Here is a 15,455-nt window from a genome sequence, read left to right on the forward strand (position 1 = left end):
AGGGCGGGCCGCACCCAACCGGCACCCCCGGGCGAGGGGAAGGGAACCGACGAGCCCCTGGTCCTCGACCTCGTCCGAGGTGCCCCCCGGGGCGGGCGGAACGGGACCGGCAACGGGGGCGGGGCCCTGCGCACTGTCCACCAGTCGCCGGGAGCGGGCGCCGCACCGTCCCCCGCAGCACCGCTCAGACGCCGCTGATGCGCACCATCGCGTAGACGGGGAGGACGGCGATCAAGAACTTCGCAGCTCCCCGGGCCACCACGGCGATAAGGGCCTGGTCGCGGGTGCGCGTCCCCAGTAGCCCATCGACGACGACAATGGCGCCCCCCACACCGATCCCCGTCACGCCACCGAAGACCAGGAAGGCGTCGAACTCGTTGTAGCGCTCGGCCAGGGTGGGGAACACCGCGGGCAGCAGACCAGCGGTGCGCCCGAGGTACCACGCGCCCCAGGCTGCGACCAGGCCCGCCACGAGGCCCAGGACGACCGTCACGCACGCCTGGACCCTCTTCGAACGGCCCACCTGGTTGCCCCACACGACGACGAGTGCGGCGAAGGCCACCACCGGCACGGTCACCGACCACCGTTCCCGTACTGTCAGCGACACCCACATGGAGCCTCCCATGATGAAGAGCAGAAGCGTCACAGTGTTCGCGACCGCCCCCGACGCGGACCCCGACCAGTCGCCGGGCGACACCGACCGGTCCCTGGGCGCGGGCGCGGTCAGCACCGTGGCGGCCACCGCCACGGCCAACGCGATCCCCATCAGGGCCACCGCGATATCGAGGTTCTGCCAGTACGCGACCGCCGAGGGGATCGTCGACCCGGCCACTGCCACAACGATCTGCACCACGGGCGATGTGTCCACGCGGGAGAGCCTGGGCCAGCCCGCCACCAGGAGGACGCAGGCGGCGGCGGTCACAGGTCCGATGGTCCACCGCGACATCGGCAGCGTCCACACGACCAGCGCCGCCAGGGCGAGGCCGCTGACCACGTAGGCGCTGACCCGCGTCGGAACGGGGACATCCATGATGGAGTCGCTCTGGCGCTCGCGGGATGTGCGGGCACGCGACCGGGTGGGAGGGGATTGGGGCGTCTGAGGGCTCACCCCGACATGGTGGCACACGCGGGGGCCGATCGCCGCATCGGGGCGCCCGCGCACGAGACACACGCAACGCGCTCCTCGGATGCGTTCCCCGGTGCGCGCGCGTAAGCTGTGATGCGCACCGGTCCGGTATGCCCCGGGCTCCAAACTACGCCGCCACGAGCGGCCTTCGCGCCGACAGGCGCATTCGGGCCGGTGCCTTTTCCATACCCGCGCCGGGGCAGGCGGGGGCCCGTCAGCCCATCCGGCGGGGGCCCGTCAGCCCAGCAGCGGGTAGCGCACGATCGTCGCCTCGCGGCCCGGCCCCACGCCGATGGACTGGATGCGGCAGCGCGACAGCTCCTCCAGACGCTTGACGTAGTCCTGGGCGGCCCGCGGCAGCTCCTCGAATGAGCGGCAGCCGGAGACGTCCTCGCTCCATCCGGGCAGCTCCTCGTAGACCGGGACCGCGCGCGCGAAGGACGCCTGGTCGAGGGGCATCCCCTCAGTGCGCACGCCGTCGATCTCGTAGGCGACGCACACGGGAACCGTGTCGTATCCGCAGAGCACGTCCAGTTTCGTCAGGCAGATGTCAGTCAGGCCGTTGATGCGCGTGGAGTAGCGCATGATGACGGCGTCGAACCAGCCCGTGCGGCGGGGCCTGCCCGTCGTCGCCCCGAACTCGCCGCCCCTGGCGCGCAGGTCCTCGCCCGCCTCGTTGTCCAGCTCCGTGGGGAAGGGGCCCTCGCCGACGCGCGTCGTGTACGCTTTGGCGACGCCGACGACCCGGTCGATTCGCGTCGGACCGACCCCTGTGCCCGTCAGGGCGCCGCCCGCAGTCGGGTTCGACGAGGTGACATAGGGGTAGGTGCCGTGGTCGATGTCGAGCATGGTGGCCTGGCCGCCCTCGAAGAGGACGGTGTCGCCGCGGTCGAGCGCGTCGTTGACCACCAGGGAGGAGTCGCACACCATCGGCTTGACGCGCTCCGCGAAGGACAGGAGATGGTCGGAGACCTCTGCGGGGTCGAGGACGGGAAGGTCCACGGCCTTGAAAACAGTGTTCTTGGGGGCCAGGGCCGCCTCCACTTCGGCGCGCAGCTCCTGCGGGTGGAAGAGGTCCTGGACGCGCAGGCCGATGCGGTTCATCTTGTCGGCGTAGGTGGGGCCGATCCCGCGCCCGGTGGTGCCGATGAGGCTATTGCCGCGCGCCCTCTCGTTGGCCTGGTCCATGAGACGGTTGTAAGGGGGGATGATGTGGGCGTTCGCGGACAGCAGCAGGCGCGAGCAGTCGACGCCCCTCGCTTCCATCTCCTCGACCTCGTCGAAGAGGACGTCGAGGTCGACGACGACCCCCGAGGCGATGACGGGGGTAACCCCTTGGGAGAGGATGCCCGCGGGCAGCAGGTGCAGGGTGTACTTCTGGCCGTCCACGACGACGGTGTGGCCGGCGTTGTTGCCGCCGTTGAACTTGACGACGTAGTCAGTGCGCTGACCGATCTGGTCGGTCGCCTTGCCTTTGCCCTCGTCACCCCACTGGGCGCCGAGCACGATCACAGCGGGCATAGGTTCTCCAAATGTGGTCGAGTGCGCTGGGCGGAGGCCCCAGCACCCCCGAGTCTAGCAGTGGGCCCCGATACGGGTGCTGGCGCCCGTTGACCGGGTACTTCCGGCCGGGCGGAGCGGCCACAGGGCAGATGGGGCAGCGGGGCACGACCAAAACGAGGCGGTCGGAAAAGCGTCCCGAGCCAGGAGCACGGATCGATCGGAGATGCGAGGAACCGGGGTGGAAGGAGTCCGCCGAGCCGGGCCGTCAACGTTGGGAGAGCAGGGCGCCCTCCGGCAGGACACAACTTCGACAGCGAACAATCCGACCGGTATTTTAACTTTGACCGCTTTACAAAAATACCTCGTAGTCCTAGACTTGGGTCACCATCTCCGACCCTAGGATGCGCCATGGACCTTTCCGTAAAGTACGACACCCTTCAACTGGCCCAGCAGTTACTCGAACGCCAGGCCACCACCCACCTGACCAACATCCAGTCATTCATGGACGAATGGTGCCACATAGATGGCACCCAAGGAGGCGCTGCCGCAACAAGAGTGGGCGCGGCACAACCAATCAGCGACGTGGCGGCCAGAACAGCTGCGAAGGAAGCCGCCAAAAAAACAGGGAAAGAAGTCGTCAAAGCAGGGCAGTCGGTCTTCCAAAAAGGCGTATCAGCCGCCAAGAAGGGGTTTTCTGCCGTCAATAAGGCGTACACTGCTGCCAAGCCGGGAATGGCCATGGCCAAAGGGATGCTTTTCATGCTTTTCATCCCCGCCAACGAAGGCCTTGTTGCCATCGGCGAGAAGGCCATGGGTCTGCTGATCGTCTGCCACCAGGGCGCCGCCGACAAACTCGGCGACACCGTTGACGCCTACGCCACGGTGGACAAAGTGGTGTACGAGGCAATCACAGCGCTCCTCCAGACCATCGGCATTTCCACTTCCCCCTTCGAGGATCCACGCGATAACCCTGCCCAACTGGGTGAAGCGCGAACGAAGGCCGGCTCCCACTACGGTGGCGGACAACCCCGAGTGGATCAGCAGTGGAAGGAGCACCAGCAGGAAAAGAGCGAACGCCTCAGCAGCCTTGAGGACCGCGCTGCCCAGCGGGCCTCGGACGCCGCCTCCTCGGACCGCTCCATCGCCGAATCCCAGGACGCCAGCTCCTACCTGGTCCCCCCCGAGGCCCCGACCAGCGAACTGGAGAACCTGCGCTGGTCAGCGGGCGTCGTCGCCGGCAGTGTCGATTGGGTGATTGAGAAGGTCACGGGCGTCTCTTTGCTTAATGACATCGTTTTCAAATACTTCAACGGTGACTGGAGGCTCGTCAACATGGCAGGCAGCGCCTGGTCCGAAATCGGCGACGCGCTGGTAGCGGTTGGGCAGAACGACTCGGAGGTGCTCCCCGCGCTTTCAGAGTGGACTGGGCTAGGTTCCGAAATTGCGAACCGGTTCATTACCGCCTTGGCCAAGGTGACAACAGCACTACGCAAGGCCGCTGGCCTCATGTCCACTCTTCTTAAGGCGTTCGCGTCGTTTTTGAAACAGTCAGCCAAGGAACTTGGAGAAGCGATCGCGGAGATCGTGAATACCGCCCTTCAGCTTCTCGCGGAAAGCGCCATACCAGTCGCGGGGTGGGTCGCCGCGGCCGCTACTGCCGTACTGAAGATCAACAAGATCATCAAGTATATTCAGATGATCTACGGCATTATCAATTTCATTGTTGACTTCATCCAAAATCTCGCGAACAAGAAAGCCCAGATGGCCGAGGTTCAGATGACCATGTCGAATCTGGCCGAGGCCGCGTCCCGGAGAGCGGCGGCGACAGCATGACAACCGAAGAATATGGAGTGGGCGCCGATCCCTCATTGGATGATATCTACGCGCTCATTGACTCACTGCAAGAGATGACCGACTCGCTCCACCAGGAATTCGAGGACGACTCTGAGGAAGAGACCGATTGGCGCGAGGAGTGGGCGGACTCGGCGCGCCACGGCGACTACGGGGACGATTGGAAGATCGTCCAGCGCAGGATCGACAGGGAGGAGACCACTCTAGACGCGGTCCTCTTGGGCGAGGACCAATCCCCCGAGGCCCGGCGCATCAGAGAGACGAGCAAGGAGAACCTGTCCTCGCTTGAGGAAAGCTTAGACGACGAGGACAAGGACCAGCTCGATTCTCTTCGCGACGAGCTTTCAGAAGCTGCTCAAAGCCTCCAGGAGCGCATTGAGAACTTAACCCAACAATTGAAAGGACTATGATGGAAGCCGATCTCATGGTGAAGTCCCAGGGTTTTCAGGAGATTATAGATTCCCTCAGCTCTGGATTGACCGACATCAAAAAGGAATTCGACGAAGTTCAGCACTCCCACTCCTCCCTGGGGGCCTCATGGAAAGGCGAAGCGTCTGATGCTGCGCTCACCAGTCTCACTGGACTAGAGGACGAAGGGACTTCGCACACCGATCTTCTACAGAAGGCCATCAAAGCCCTCCAGGACGCGCTTGATAGTTACAACAAGGCCGAGGAGACCGTCAAAGAACTGTGGGCCCTCTGACCCGCGCATCGTCTCCCGCACTCGCGGTCTGACTGCACAACCGTCTTCAGGGGCGGGCGCTGCGTTGCGCCCGCCCTGAAGCCGATTGCTACACTTCCACTGAAGAGCCCCGCCGCCGCCCGCACCGCGCGCCAGCAGGGCGCCATCCACCAGGGGCGACTACTGATGGAGTGCATTCATGGCGAAAGGACTGCCCGTCACCCACTGCACCTACTGCTGGTACACGCTCTCCTGTCCGCCGGAGGAGGCGCTGGGGCGCGGGATCGACTACTGGCGGTCCCAGGGGTGCCGCACAACGAAGCGCGATGTCAACGCCCGCCTGCTCCCCCTCGGGTGGACTGGAGTGGAGATGCGGGGCGGCTCCAGGGTCGGAGGGTTCTTCGGGGCGACAGGAGAAGGGTGCATGGAGGTCTTCCCGCCCGCCGGGCTGCCGTTCCTAATGGTGGCCCGCCTGCTGAGAACCGCGTACATGATCAACATCGCCGCCTCCCCCTCCTCCTCGCAGCCCGGCGCCACCGACCTGGTCTTCTTCCGCACGGGCCCTGACCGCATGCGCGATAGCGCCCTGTACGGGGCGGAAGAATTCGTCAAGGCGCGCATGCAGCTCTTCCGGGACCGCGTCGTATCCTCCGGGTTCCTGGTGAGCGGGCCCTGGCTCACCACCGAGCAGTCCCTGCCGGACTCGCACCCGTTGGCGCCCGCGAACTGGTAGAGGAAGGACTAGCCCCCAGCGCGCACGGACGCCACTTCGTAGAGGGCGATCCCCGTGGCGACCGCCGCGTTGAGCGACTCCACAGCACTGGAGATGGGGATGGACACGATCTGATCGCAGGTCTGGCGCACCAAGCGCGACAGGCCCGTGCCCTCAGCCCCCGCGACCAGGACCAGGGGCCCGTCCGCCAAGGGCAGGCCGCGCAGCGGGGCGTCCCCTCCCCCGTCGAGTCCGACGACGAAGAAACCCGCCCGCTTGCAATCCTCCAGGGCACGCACCAAGTTGGTCGCGCGCGCCACGGGCACGCGGGCGGCCGCGCCCGCCGACACCTTCCACGCGGCAGTGGTCACGCCCGCGCTGCGGCGCTCGGGGATGATGACGCCGTCGCCGCCGAAAGCACCGGCGGAGCGCAGCACGGCGCCCAGGTTGTGGGGGTCGGTGACCTGGTCGAGGGCCACGAGCAGCGGATGGCCCGCCTGCTGGACGGAGCCTGCGATGAGGTCGTCCACGGGCGTGTACTCGTAGCCGCGGACCTCGATCGCGACCCCCTGGTGGGAGGCGCCGTCGGTGGCGACGTCCAGGTCCCGCCTGGTCACCTCGAAGACCGGTGCGCCCAGCGACGAGGCGAGGCGGATGACTTCCTCGACGCGGTCGTCCTTGACGTTGTCGAGCACGAAGACCCGCTCGATGGGCACGCCCGCGCGGGCCGCCTCGGCCACCGGGTTGCGCCCCGCGATGAGCTCGTGGCCCGCGGGGACCTTGATCGAGCTCTTCGCACGGGCGCGGGCGATCGCGGCCTCCTGCGCCTGGCGGGCCTCGCGCCGCACTTTGCGCTTGTGGGCGGGGTGGTACGGGCGGTCCTCGGCCTTGGGGGTGGGGCCCTTGCCCTCCAGGCGGCGCCGAGAATGCCCGCCGGTGCCGACCTGCGCGCCCTTCTTGGTGCCCTTCTTGCGGATGGCGCCGGGGCGCCCGCTGTCTCCGGCCATGGTGATCCCTCTTCCCAGTCGCGATGACGAACTGGGACCAGCCTACCGTCAGGGGCCCAGCGCGTCGGCGCAGCCCGGGCGGGGCGCGTCACTGGGGACGGGCGTCGTCATCGCGTCCCGTAGGGCAGCCCACCCGGGACCTGGCCGACCCGAATCCGTACACTAGTCGTGGCACCACCGGAGCACTGGAAGAAACAGGAGGACGGCATGGGGTTCTTACGCGCAGAGTTCGGCTGCACGCGGTACTACGAGTACCAGGTGGGCGTCGGGCCCGAAGAGGCCGTGCGCCGGGCTGTCGCGTTCTGGCGCGCCCTGGATTGCGAGGTCGCGGACTACAACATGGACAGCCGCCTCAGGGAACTCGGATACACCGGCACTGAAGTGTCAGGGGGCGGCGGATCCAAAACGGCGGTCAAGAACGACCTCCTCGACCTCCTCCCTTTCGGAATCGTGCTCCTGTTCTCCCGCAAAATGCGGCTTTCCAACCCCGCCCCCTTCCAGGTCGGCATCGCCGCCCCACTGGATGGCCCGTACGCGAATAAGACCGCGCTCGTCTGCTTCCACGCCACTTGGGTCTTCAACGACAGAGCGTTTGTCACTCCGAAGGAGTACACCGAGAACCAGATGATCGCACTCGGGGGGGAACTGGCGCGCCAAGGCGTCCTGCTGGAGAAACCCCGCCGTTTCACTCAGAGGACCCTGCCCAGGGACAACCCCCTCCGCGTGTTCCAGTGGAACAGGATCCGCCGCGCCGCAATCGACGGGAGCTAGGGTCCGCTCGGGCATGCGCCGACCCGCGCCGCACGAGGCCGGGGCGCCCCACCGGGCCGTGCGCCATCGGCGCCCACCGGCCGCACGATCCGCGCATCCCGAGCCCGTACAATAGCCACAAGCACCACTGGGGCAATGAGGAAACGGAGGCCGGAATGGGGTACTTCCGCGCGATGTTCGGCCCGCGCTCGTACTACGTGTACCGGATCGGTGTCGGCCCCGAGGAGGCCGTGCGGCGGGCAGTCGCCTTCTGGCGCGGCAAAGGGTGCAAGGTCGAGGAAAACGATATAGACCGTCGGCTCCGGGAAGCCGGCTACACCGGCACCGAGATGTCGGGGGGCAGCGAAGCAGGATTCCTCAAAGACCTGCTCCTGCTCGTTTCGGTGGTCGGATGGGCGCTCCTGTTCATCCCCGCGACCCGGCGAGCCGTCCCCCGTCCTTTCACGATCGGGATCGCGGCTTCGCTGGAAGGCTCGGAGGCGAATGGGACCACGCTCTTCTGCTTCGACGCCAACGAGGACAACAGCGACAGCCTGTTCAGCCCCCGGGAGTACACGGAGCACCAGATGATCAAACTCGGCCGGAAACTGGCGCGCCAAGGGATCCTACGGGAGGCGCCCCGCCGCCTCACCAGGCGCGACCTGTCCAAAGGCCACCCCCTCCGGGACTACGACATCTTCAAGTTGCTGCGGCGATGAGCCGCGTGGATTCCCTTGGCGGTGCGGGGTGGTCGAAGGATGCCGGGTCCCTGAGCCCGAGGGCGCGCGCCGTTCGCAATGGCGCTGACCGCCAGCCCGCGCCGGCGTCAACCCAGGTAGACGCGCGCCTCCCACGGGCCCAGGGACTCGCAGGGCGCCTTCGCCTCGTCGGCGTTCCCCAGCAGTTGGACCATGCCCCCGCCATCGTCCAGGACGGGCCGCACCGAGTCGCTGGACAGGTTGACGACGACGAGCAGCCGCTCCTCCCCCAGCGCCCTGCGGTAGGCGAACACGCGGGGGTCCGCGGCGTCGAGGCGCTCGAAGGAGCCGAGCGCCACGACCCGCAGGCGGTGGCGGATCGCGATCAGCGCCCGGTAGTAGGAGTGGACGGAACCAGGATCGCCCACCTGCGCGGCCGCGTTGATCTCCCGGTAGTTGGGGGTGACGCCGATCCACGGGGTACCCGAGGTGAATCCCGCGTTCTCGCTGCCCTCCCACTGCACCGGAGTGCGCGCGTTGTCCCGCCCCATCGCCCGCAGCCCCGCCAGGACGGCGCCCGGGTCCTCCCCGCCCGCAGTGGCCTCGTCGTAGTAGCGAAGCGCCTCCACGTCGCGCAAGTCCCCCACGGACTCGAAGACCCCGTTCGTCATCCCCAGCTCCTCGCCCTGGTAGATGAAAGGGGTGCCCCGCAGCAGGTGCAGAGCGGTCGCCAGGGCGGTCGCCGAGGCGTACCAGCGCTCCTCGTCGCCGAAACGCGAGACCGCGCGCGGCTGGTCGTGGTTGTCCAGGTACAGGGAGTTCCACCCGTCGTCGGCCAGCGCCTCCTGCCAGGCGCTCAGGCAATCGGCCAGCTCGCCGGGCCGCAGGGGGCGCGGCCGGAACTTCCCCGCCTCCAGCCCCAGGTCCACGTGGTCGAATTGGAACACCATGTCCAACTCCCGGCGCCCGGCCCCCGAATACAGGCGCGCCTTGTCGATGCGCACCCCTGGGGCCTCCCCCACCGTGAGCGGCACGTCCGCACCCGTGTCCGCTCCGCCTCGCCCGTCGAAGACCTCCCGGCGCATCTCGGCGAGGAACTCGTGCAGGCGGGGCCCCTCGCTGACCAGGGGGAAGCCCTCTCCCCACGCCCGCCCGGGCAGCTCCTCGCCGTCGGGCAGGCCGGGGGTCTTGGAGATCAGATTGATCACGTCCATGCGGAAGCCGTCGACGCCCCGGTCCAGCCACCAGTTCATCATCGCGTAAACCGCCGCCCGCACCTGGGGGTTCTCCCAATTGAGGTCGGGCTGTTTGCGGTGGAAGAGGTGCAGGTAGTACTCACCGGTCGCCTCGTCCAGGGTCCACGCGGACCCAGAGAAGAACGACCCCCAGTTGTTCGGCTCCGCACCGCGCTCGCCGGGAGCGCGCCCGGGCCTGGGGGGCCGCCAGTAGTACCAATCCCGCTTCGGGTCGTCCTTCGAGGACCGCGAGGCGGCGAACCACGGGTGCTCGTCCGAGGAGTGGTTCACCACCAGGTCCATCACGAGTTTCATGCCCCGCGCGTGCGCATCAGCCAATAACGCGTCGAAATCCTCCATCGTCCCGAACAAAGGATCGATACCGCGGTAGTCGGAGATGTCGTAGCCGTTGTCCGCCTGCGGACTGCGGTAGACGGGCGACAGCCACAGGACGTCGACCCCCAGCCCCTCCAGGTAGTCGAGGCGGCTGCGCACGCCCCGCAGGTCGCCGACCCCGTCGCCGTCGGAGTCCTGGAAGGAACGCGGGTAGATCTGGTAGACGACTGCGCCCTTCCACCAGTCGTCGTGGCCCAGGCCAGCTTCGCGGGAGGAGATGAGCTCTTCGGAGAACAACACGGGACACCTGCCAAGTCGGGGATTCGGGTGGGGGGTCGCCCTCAGGACAGCGACCAGGTTGCGCCGTCGCGCCCGTCCGCCACCAAGACCCCGGCCCCGGCCAGGCGGTCGCGCAGGGCGTCCGCGCGGGACCAGTCCTTGGCGGCGCGCGCCTCGGCCCGTTCGGCGATGAGGGAGCGCACCAGGGCGTCCAGCGCCGCGCGCGCGCCCGCCCCGGCGCCGCCGCCAATGCCCGCCTGGCCGCGCCACTGCGGCGAGGCCGGGTCCAGTCCCAGCACGTCCAGCATGGAGCGCACGAGCACCTGCTCGCGGCGGGCTGCCCCAGTGTCCCCGGAGTCGAGGGCGACGTTGCCGGCCTTGAGGTGCTCGTGTGCGACCGCGAGCGCCCCTGCGACGTTGAGGTCGTCGTCCATCGCCTCGCGGAACGCCCCGGGGAGCCCGTCGGCGGGGATCGCGATCTCCTCGGGCCCCGCCTCGCCGACCGCTTCGACGGCGCGCGACACGAAACCGCTGAACCTCGTCCACGCGGAGGCGGCGTTGTCCAGGGTCTCGGGCCCCCATTCGATCGCGGAGCGGTGGTGGACGGTGGACAGCGCCCACCGCACGGCCACAGCGGGGTGGTCGCGCGTGAGGGCCTTGAGGGAGAGGACGTTGCCCAGGGACTTCGACATCTTCTCGCCCTTGGTGGTGACCCACGCGTTGTGCACCCACATGCGCGCGAAGGCCCATCCGGCGCCGTGGGACTGCGCCTGCTCGTTCTCGTGGTGCGGGAAACGCAGGTCGATGCCCCCGCCGTGGATGTCGAACTCGTCGCCCAGGTAGCGCCTGGACATGGCGGAGCACTCCAGGTGCCATCCGGGCCTCCCCCTCCCCCACGGCGAGTCCCACGAGGCCGTGGCCGGCTCGCCGGGCTTGGCGGCCTTCCACAGGGCGAAGTCGCGGGGGTCGCGCTTGCCCGCCTCGACGGCGGCGTCGATCTGCGCCTCGTCCTCCGTGGTGCGCATGTCCGCGAGGCGCTGGCGGGTGAGGGACCCGTAGTCGGGCTGGGAGTGGACGTCGAAGTAGACGTTGCCCGCGCCGTCGTCGTAGGCGTGGCCGCGCTCGACGAGGCGGCGCACCAGGTCGATCTGGTCGGGGATGTGGCCGGTGGCGCGGGGCTCGTAGGTGGGGGCCTGCACTCCGAGGGCGTCGTAGGCGCTCGTGAACTCGCGTTCGTAGCGGTAGGCCCACGCCCACCAGTCCCAGCCGGCCTCGGCGGACTTGGCGAGGATCTTGTCGTCGATGTCAGTGACGTTGCGGACGTAGGTCACCTGGTACCCGCTGCGGCGCAGCCAGCGGATGAGGGTGTCGAAGGAGACGGCGGCGCGCAGGTGGCCGACGTGGGGGGATCCCTGGACGGTGGCGCCGCACAGGTAGATGCCCACCTTCCCCGGGACGACGGGCTCCAGGGGACGGACGCTGGCGGTCTTCGAGTCGTACAGGCGCATGGCAGTATCCTACCCGCGCCCCCGGGCCGCCCACGCGGGGGCCCTGCCGCTGGGACTCGGTAATGGGGCTGAGGGGCAGGAGCGTGCGGGCCCGCGCGGGGGCGGGGAGGCCGCCCGGTAGGAGGGTCAGCGCCCGCCCACGCGCTGGGCGATCAGCTCTTTGAGGGCGTCAACGGAGTTCGCCATGGGCACCACCCGCTGCCCGCCCGCCTCGATCCCGGCGAAACGCCCGGGGACGGGGGGCAGGTGACCGGTGGCCTCCATGATGGTGTCGGCGAACTTGACGGGCAGCGCGGTCTCCATGACGACGACCGTGCCCGACAGTTCGCCCCGCGAGGCGAGTCCACGCGCCGCGTGGACGCCGTCAGCGGTGTGCGGGTCGATGAGGTACCCGGATTCGGCCTCGGTGCGCGCGATCTCGGCGAGGCGGTCCGCGTGGGTGGAGGAGGCGGAGACGAAACCGTAGGTTTCGCGCATCGCCTGGAACTCCGGCGCGCCCGACAGGTCGAAATGCCCGTTGCGGGCAAGGGCGGTTCCGAAGAGCTCGGCTGTGCGCGCGCCGTCGCGGCCCAGCAGGTCGTGGACGAAGCGCTCGAAGTTCGACGCCTTGGAGATGTCCATCGACGGCGAGGAGGTGGCCAGGGTCTGGTCGCTGGAGCGGGGCCGGTAGACGCCGGTGCGGAAGAACTCGTCGAGGACGTCGTTCTCGTTGGTGGCGACCACCAGGGCATCCAGGGGCACGCCCATCCGCCGCGCGATGTGGGCCGCGCACACGTTGCCGAAGTTCCCGGTGGGGACGACCACGCTCACGCGCTCGGGAGCCACGGTCCCTGGGCGGGCGGAGGGGGAGCCCTCGCCGGGGCCCTCCGTGGCGCGCAGCCAGGTCGCGACGTAGTAGACCACCTGGGCGAGCAGGCGCGCCCAGTTGATCGAGTTGACGGCGCCCAAGTGCCAGCGGGCCTTGAAGGCGGCGTCCATGTTCACCGCCTTGACCAGGTCCTGGCAGTCGTCGAAGACGCCGTCCACAGCGACGTTGACGATGTTGTCGTCCAGCAGGGAGAACATCTGCGCCCTTTGGAAGGCGGTCATCCGCCCGGCGGGGGTGAGCATGACGACGCTGAGGCCGTCCCTGCCCCGCAGCGCGTACTCGGCCGAGGAACCGGTGTCGCCCGAGGTGGCGCCCACGATGGTGAGCCATTGGCCGCGGCGGCGGAGCTCGTACTCGAAGAGCTCGCCGAGCAGCCGCATCGCCATGTCCTTGAAGGCCGCGGTGGGCCCCAGGGACAGGTGCGCGAGGCGCAGGTCGAATCCGGCGCCCTCCAGCGCGGTGACGGGGACGATGGCGGGATCGGAGAAAGCGGGGGCGCTGTAGGCGCGCGAGGCGATGGCCGCGATGTCCTCCTCCGGGATGTCGTCGATGTACAGCGCGAGGATCCGGGCGGCCAGGGCGGCGTAACCCTGCTGGTCGAGGACCAGCCGCAGCTCCTCGAGGTCGTCGGCGCTCAGGCGCGGGTAGTGCCCGGGCACGTAGAGCCCCCCGTCGGGGGCGAGCCCCTCGAGGAGGATGTCACTGAAAGGACGTGGGGATCCAGTCGTCCGGCGTGTGGAGGTGTAGCGCACGCGTTGATCCTATCGGGCGGGGGGCGCCCCGGCCATGTGGGCCCGGCCCCCAGCGGGCATACTGTATGGCATGGCTTCATCCGACGACCAGTGGTCCCCTTATGCCGGTAGCGTCCCCACGGATCCCGCGGATCCCGAAGACGGGGGCGACGCGAGGTTCCCCTACGGCCCCGGCCAGGATCTGGCGGCGCCCCCGTTCGGGCCCCAGCCCGGGTACGCCGCCCGCGCCGAACCCGGAAGAAAGAGGACGGGACAGGCCTCGCCGAACGGCCGGCGATCGGCTGGGACGGCGCAGTCGGGCGCCAGGGCGCGCTCGGCCGGGATCCGGGCCCGACTGCGCAGAGTCAAGGCAAAAGCGGTCGCGGCGGTGACCGTTGCCCTCGTCCTCGTCGTCTTGTACGTGCTCGGCCGCTCCGCCCCCACTGCGACGCCGCCCCGCGAGCAGGGGTACACGGGCTGGGCGCAGGACTCCGGGCACCCCGCGGCCGCGTGGGCGCGGGGCGTGGACGTCGCGTGGCGCATCGACGCCCCCGGCGAGGGGAACACGCGCCCCCGCGGGCGCGTCCTGCGGCATGGGAGCACCGTGATCGCTGTGGACTCGGGGGAGGACCTGGCCGCCCGGGTCACCGCGATCGACGCCTCGGGGGCACAGCCCGTGACCCTGTGGACCACGAACCCGAGCGACACGGATCTGATGAGCGACGCCTCCCCCTTGGTCGTGGGCGACGAACTCGTCATGCCGGGCGCCGTCATCGACCTGACGACCGGGAGCGCGTCCGAGGCGCCCTGGGGCAGGGACGATCCCCTCGCCTACGCCAGCGGCGTCCTGGTGACGTGCACGGGGAAAGAGACCTGCTCGGGGTGGACGCGCACCGGAGCCGTCTGGGAGCGCCAGTGGCGGGTGATCACGGAGCAGCCCGACTACCGCTCGCTGCTGTGGGACAGGAACGTCCTGCGGGCGGGCCCCGAGGACGACACGTGGCTTCTCATTTCCAACGACCCCCAGGGGGAGGCGTCCATCCTGCGCGCCACCACCGGGGAGGTCCGCACTATCTCGCCGGCGCCCGCCAAGGGCGCGTACGCCGTGCGCACCGCCTACGGGGCCTCCGACGGGTGGGTCCTGGTGGACGTCAACGCCAAAGAGGCCGTCGCGTTCTCAGCCGACGGGGAACGGGGCGGGACTTTCCCCGTCACCGAGCCCGTGGGCTCCGGCTCCACGACCAGGACGATCCCCGCTGGGGACGGGCGCCCCACGGTCGACGAGGTCAAGCGCTTCCTCACAACCGGCAGGGCCCCGTGGTCCGACGGGACGGTGTGGATGGACGGGAAGGACTGCACGACCGTGAACTTCGCGCCCTCAGAGGACCGCAAGCCCGTTGCGGCCACTGTCCCGAAGGAGGCCACGCTGGCCAACGGCTCCTCAGGGGCGTGCGCCCTGGCCTTCTCGCACGCGGTCGCCGGAGAAGGCGACTCCGTGCTCTTCGTCCAGCAGGGAGTGGACTCGGACAGGAGGAAGGCGCTGATCGACATGTCCGGAGGGGGCGTCGTCGAGTCGAAGGAGCTTTCGGGCATGGCGACGCCGACGTGGGTGTACGACGACCTCATCGTCGGGATCGACGCCACGGGCATTGTGGCCCTCACCCCGAAGGACGCGTGAGCGCGGGCTGGCGCGCTCCCCGTGCGGAGGGGGCCGGGAGGAACAGGCGGCGCCCGGTGAGCAGTTCCAGGGTGCGCCCCCGGGCGGAGGGAACCGGGAGCCGGCGGGCGGGCGCCGGGCACCTGGACGCCGAAGGGCCGAAGCACCAGGGCCTGGGACCCGCAGATATTGAATACTTGAAAAGCGTTCCGCTTCCACAACAACCTTGACATACTTACGGGTATGGATCCCCTCGACGACGAACCCACCCCTGCCGACGACGCCCCGGAGACACCCCCGGGCGGCGCCCAGCAGGACGGCTGCCCGCGCACCGACGAAGAACCGCTGAGCGCCATCCGCCAGCGCCACCAGCGCGCCCGCAGGAGACGCGCCCTCGCGATCAGCGGCGCGCTGGTCGTGGCGCTCGTCGTCGGCGTCCTCGTCCACTCCCGCTCGGGCGCCAATCCCCCCACCGGAGTCCAGGAATCGGGGTACGAGAACACCGAGTCCGT

The 15,455-nt window shown here is 69.0% G+C and carries 13 protein-coding genes and 1 pseudogene; 8 read left to right on the forward strand and 6 right to left on the reverse strand.

Going from position 1 to position 15,455, the window contains the following annotated elements:
* Positions 1-184 precede the first annotated feature (184 nt).
* Complete coding sequence (locus G447_RS0106280; protein WP_026430444.1) at positions 185-1,171, reverse strand: hypothetical protein; 987 nt, start codon at positions 1,169-1,171, stop codon at positions 185-187.
* A gap of 192 nt (positions 1,172-1,363) precedes the next feature.
* Positions 1,364-2,647 (reverse strand): adenylosuccinate synthase, encoded by a 1,284-nt coding sequence (locus tag G447_RS0106285; protein WP_026430445.1) that lies wholly within the window; start codon positions 2,645-2,647, stop codon positions 1,364-1,366.
* A 390-nt stretch (positions 2,648-3,037) separates the two neighbouring features.
* On the opposite strand from G447_RS0106285, the gene G447_RS0106290 reads away from it, so the two are divergent.
* The 4 genes from G447_RS0106290 (at position 3,038) to G447_RS0106305 (ending at position 5,895) form a co-directional block, all read left to right on the forward strand.
* Positions 3,038-4,462 (forward strand): phage tail family protein, encoded by a 1,425-nt coding sequence (locus tag G447_RS0106290; RefSeq protein WP_026430446.1) that lies wholly within the window; start codon positions 3,038-3,040, stop codon positions 4,460-4,462.
* Positions 4,459-4,890: a hypothetical protein gene (locus tag G447_RS0106295; protein ID WP_005872451.1), complete on the forward strand. Its 432-nt coding sequence runs from the start codon at positions 4,459-4,461 to the stop codon at positions 4,888-4,890. The genes G447_RS0106290 and G447_RS0106295 overlap by 4 nt, the downstream gene beginning before the upstream one ends.
* Positions 4,887-5,183: a WXG100 family type VII secretion target gene (locus G447_RS0106300; RefSeq protein WP_100215350.1), complete on the forward strand. Its 297-nt coding sequence runs from the start codon at positions 4,887-4,889 to the stop codon at positions 5,181-5,183. The genes G447_RS0106295 and G447_RS0106300 overlap by 4 nt, the downstream gene beginning before the upstream one ends.
* A 178-nt stretch (positions 5,184-5,361) precedes the next feature.
* On the forward strand, positions 5,362-5,895 hold the full coding sequence (locus tag G447_RS0106305) for a hypothetical protein (protein WP_026430447.1): 534 nt from the start codon (positions 5,362-5,364) through the stop codon (positions 5,893-5,895).
* An 8-nt stretch (positions 5,896-5,903) separates the two neighbouring features.
* Here the strand turns inward: G447_RS0106305 and rlmB are convergent, their stop codons facing one another.
* A complete protein-coding gene (gene rlmB / locus G447_RS0106310; protein ID WP_026430448.1) occupies positions 5,904-6,881 on the reverse strand; it encodes a 23S rRNA (guanosine(2251)-2'-O)-methyltransferase RlmB in 978 nt (325 codons plus the stop codon).
* A 168-nt stretch (positions 6,882-7,049) separates the two neighbouring features.
* Between rlmB and G447_RS0106315 the strand changes: the two genes are divergently transcribed.
* Positions 7,050-7,652, forward strand: a complete 603-nt coding sequence (locus G447_RS0106315) for a hypothetical protein (RefSeq protein ID WP_243442326.1) — start codon at positions 7,050-7,052, stop codon at positions 7,650-7,652.
* Between the two features lie 155 nt (positions 7,653-7,807).
* Entirely contained in the window at positions 7,808-8,350 is a 543-nt protein-coding gene (locus G447_RS0106320; RefSeq protein ID WP_026430449.1) for a hypothetical protein, read from the forward strand.
* A gap of 107 nt (positions 8,351-8,457) precedes the next feature.
* Here G447_RS0106320 and G447_RS0106325 read toward each other — a convergent pair whose 3' ends face one another.
* The 3 genes from G447_RS0106325 to thrC all read right to left on the reverse strand — a co-directional run bounded on the left by G447_RS0106325 (position 8,458) and on the right by thrC (position 13,307).
* Positions 8,458-10,200 (reverse strand): glycoside hydrolase family 13 protein, encoded by a 1,743-nt coding sequence (locus G447_RS0106325; protein ID WP_026430450.1) that lies wholly within the window; start codon positions 10,198-10,200, stop codon positions 8,458-8,460.
* A 41-nt stretch (positions 10,201-10,241) separates the two neighbouring features.
* Positions 10,242-11,687, reverse strand: a complete 1,446-nt coding sequence (cysS, locus tag G447_RS0106330; RefSeq protein ID WP_026430451.1) for a cysteine--tRNA ligase — start codon at positions 11,685-11,687, stop codon at positions 10,242-10,244.
* Positions 11,688-11,813: 126 nt separating this feature from the next.
* On the reverse strand, positions 11,814-13,307 hold the full coding sequence (gene thrC, locus G447_RS0106335; RefSeq protein WP_026430452.1) for a threonine synthase: 1,494 nt from the start codon (positions 13,305-13,307) through the stop codon (positions 11,814-11,816).
* A gap of 70 nt (positions 13,308-13,377) precedes the next feature.
* Here thrC and G447_RS0106340 point away from each other — a divergent pair, with 70 nt between their 5' ends.
* Together G447_RS0106340 and G447_RS0106345 are read left to right on the forward strand one after the other, a co-directional pair.
* Positions 13,378-14,964, forward strand: coding sequence for a hypothetical protein (locus G447_RS0106340; RefSeq protein WP_243442327.1), 1,587 nt, complete (start codon positions 13,378-13,380; stop codon positions 14,962-14,964).
* Positions 14,965-15,186: 222 nt separating this feature from the next.
* Positions 15,187-15,455 (forward strand): annotated as a pseudogene (locus tag G447_RS0106345) (hypothetical protein); the annotation flags it as partial.

This window comes from Schaalia georgiae DSM 6843 (genome assembly GCF_000429245.1).
Taxonomy (GTDB): Bacteria; Actinomycetota; Actinomycetes; order Actinomycetales; family Actinomycetaceae; genus Pauljensenia; species Pauljensenia georgiae.

What these genes read in the sequence shown, in the direction of transcription:
- G447_RS0106305 (WP_026430447.1), top strand. Translation starts at nt 5,362, where the DNA reads ATGGCGAAAGGACTGCCCGTCACCCACTGCACCTACTGCTGGTACACG.
- G447_RS0106290 (WP_026430446.1), top strand. Translation starts at nt 3,038, where the DNA reads ATGGACCTTTCCGTAAAGTACGACACCCTTCAACTGGCCCAGCAGTTA.
- rlmB (WP_026430448.1), bottom strand. Translation starts at nt 6,881, where the DNA reads ATGGCCGGAGACAGCGGGCGCCCCGGCGCCATCCGCAAGAAGGGCACC.
- cysS (WP_026430451.1), bottom strand. Translation starts at nt 11,687, where the DNA reads ATGCGCCTGTACGACTCGAAGACCGCCAGCGTCCGTCCCCTGGAGCCC.
- G447_RS0106340 (WP_243442327.1), top strand. Translation starts at nt 13,378, where the DNA reads ATGGCTTCATCCGACGACCAGTGGTCCCCTTATGCCGGTAGCGTCCCC.
- G447_RS0106285 (WP_026430445.1), bottom strand. Translation starts at nt 2,647, where the DNA reads ATGCCCGCTGTGATCGTGCTCGGCGCCCAGTGGGGTGACGAGGGCAAA.
- G447_RS0106320 (WP_026430449.1), top strand. Translation starts at nt 7,808, where the DNA reads ATGGGGTACTTCCGCGCGATGTTCGGCCCGCGCTCGTACTACGTGTAC.
- G447_RS0106300 (WP_100215350.1), top strand. Translation starts at nt 4,887, where the DNA reads ATGATGGAAGCCGATCTCATGGTGAAGTCCCAGGGTTTTCAGGAGATT.
- G447_RS0106295 (WP_005872451.1), top strand. Translation starts at nt 4,459, where the DNA reads ATGACAACCGAAGAATATGGAGTGGGCGCCGATCCCTCATTGGATGAT.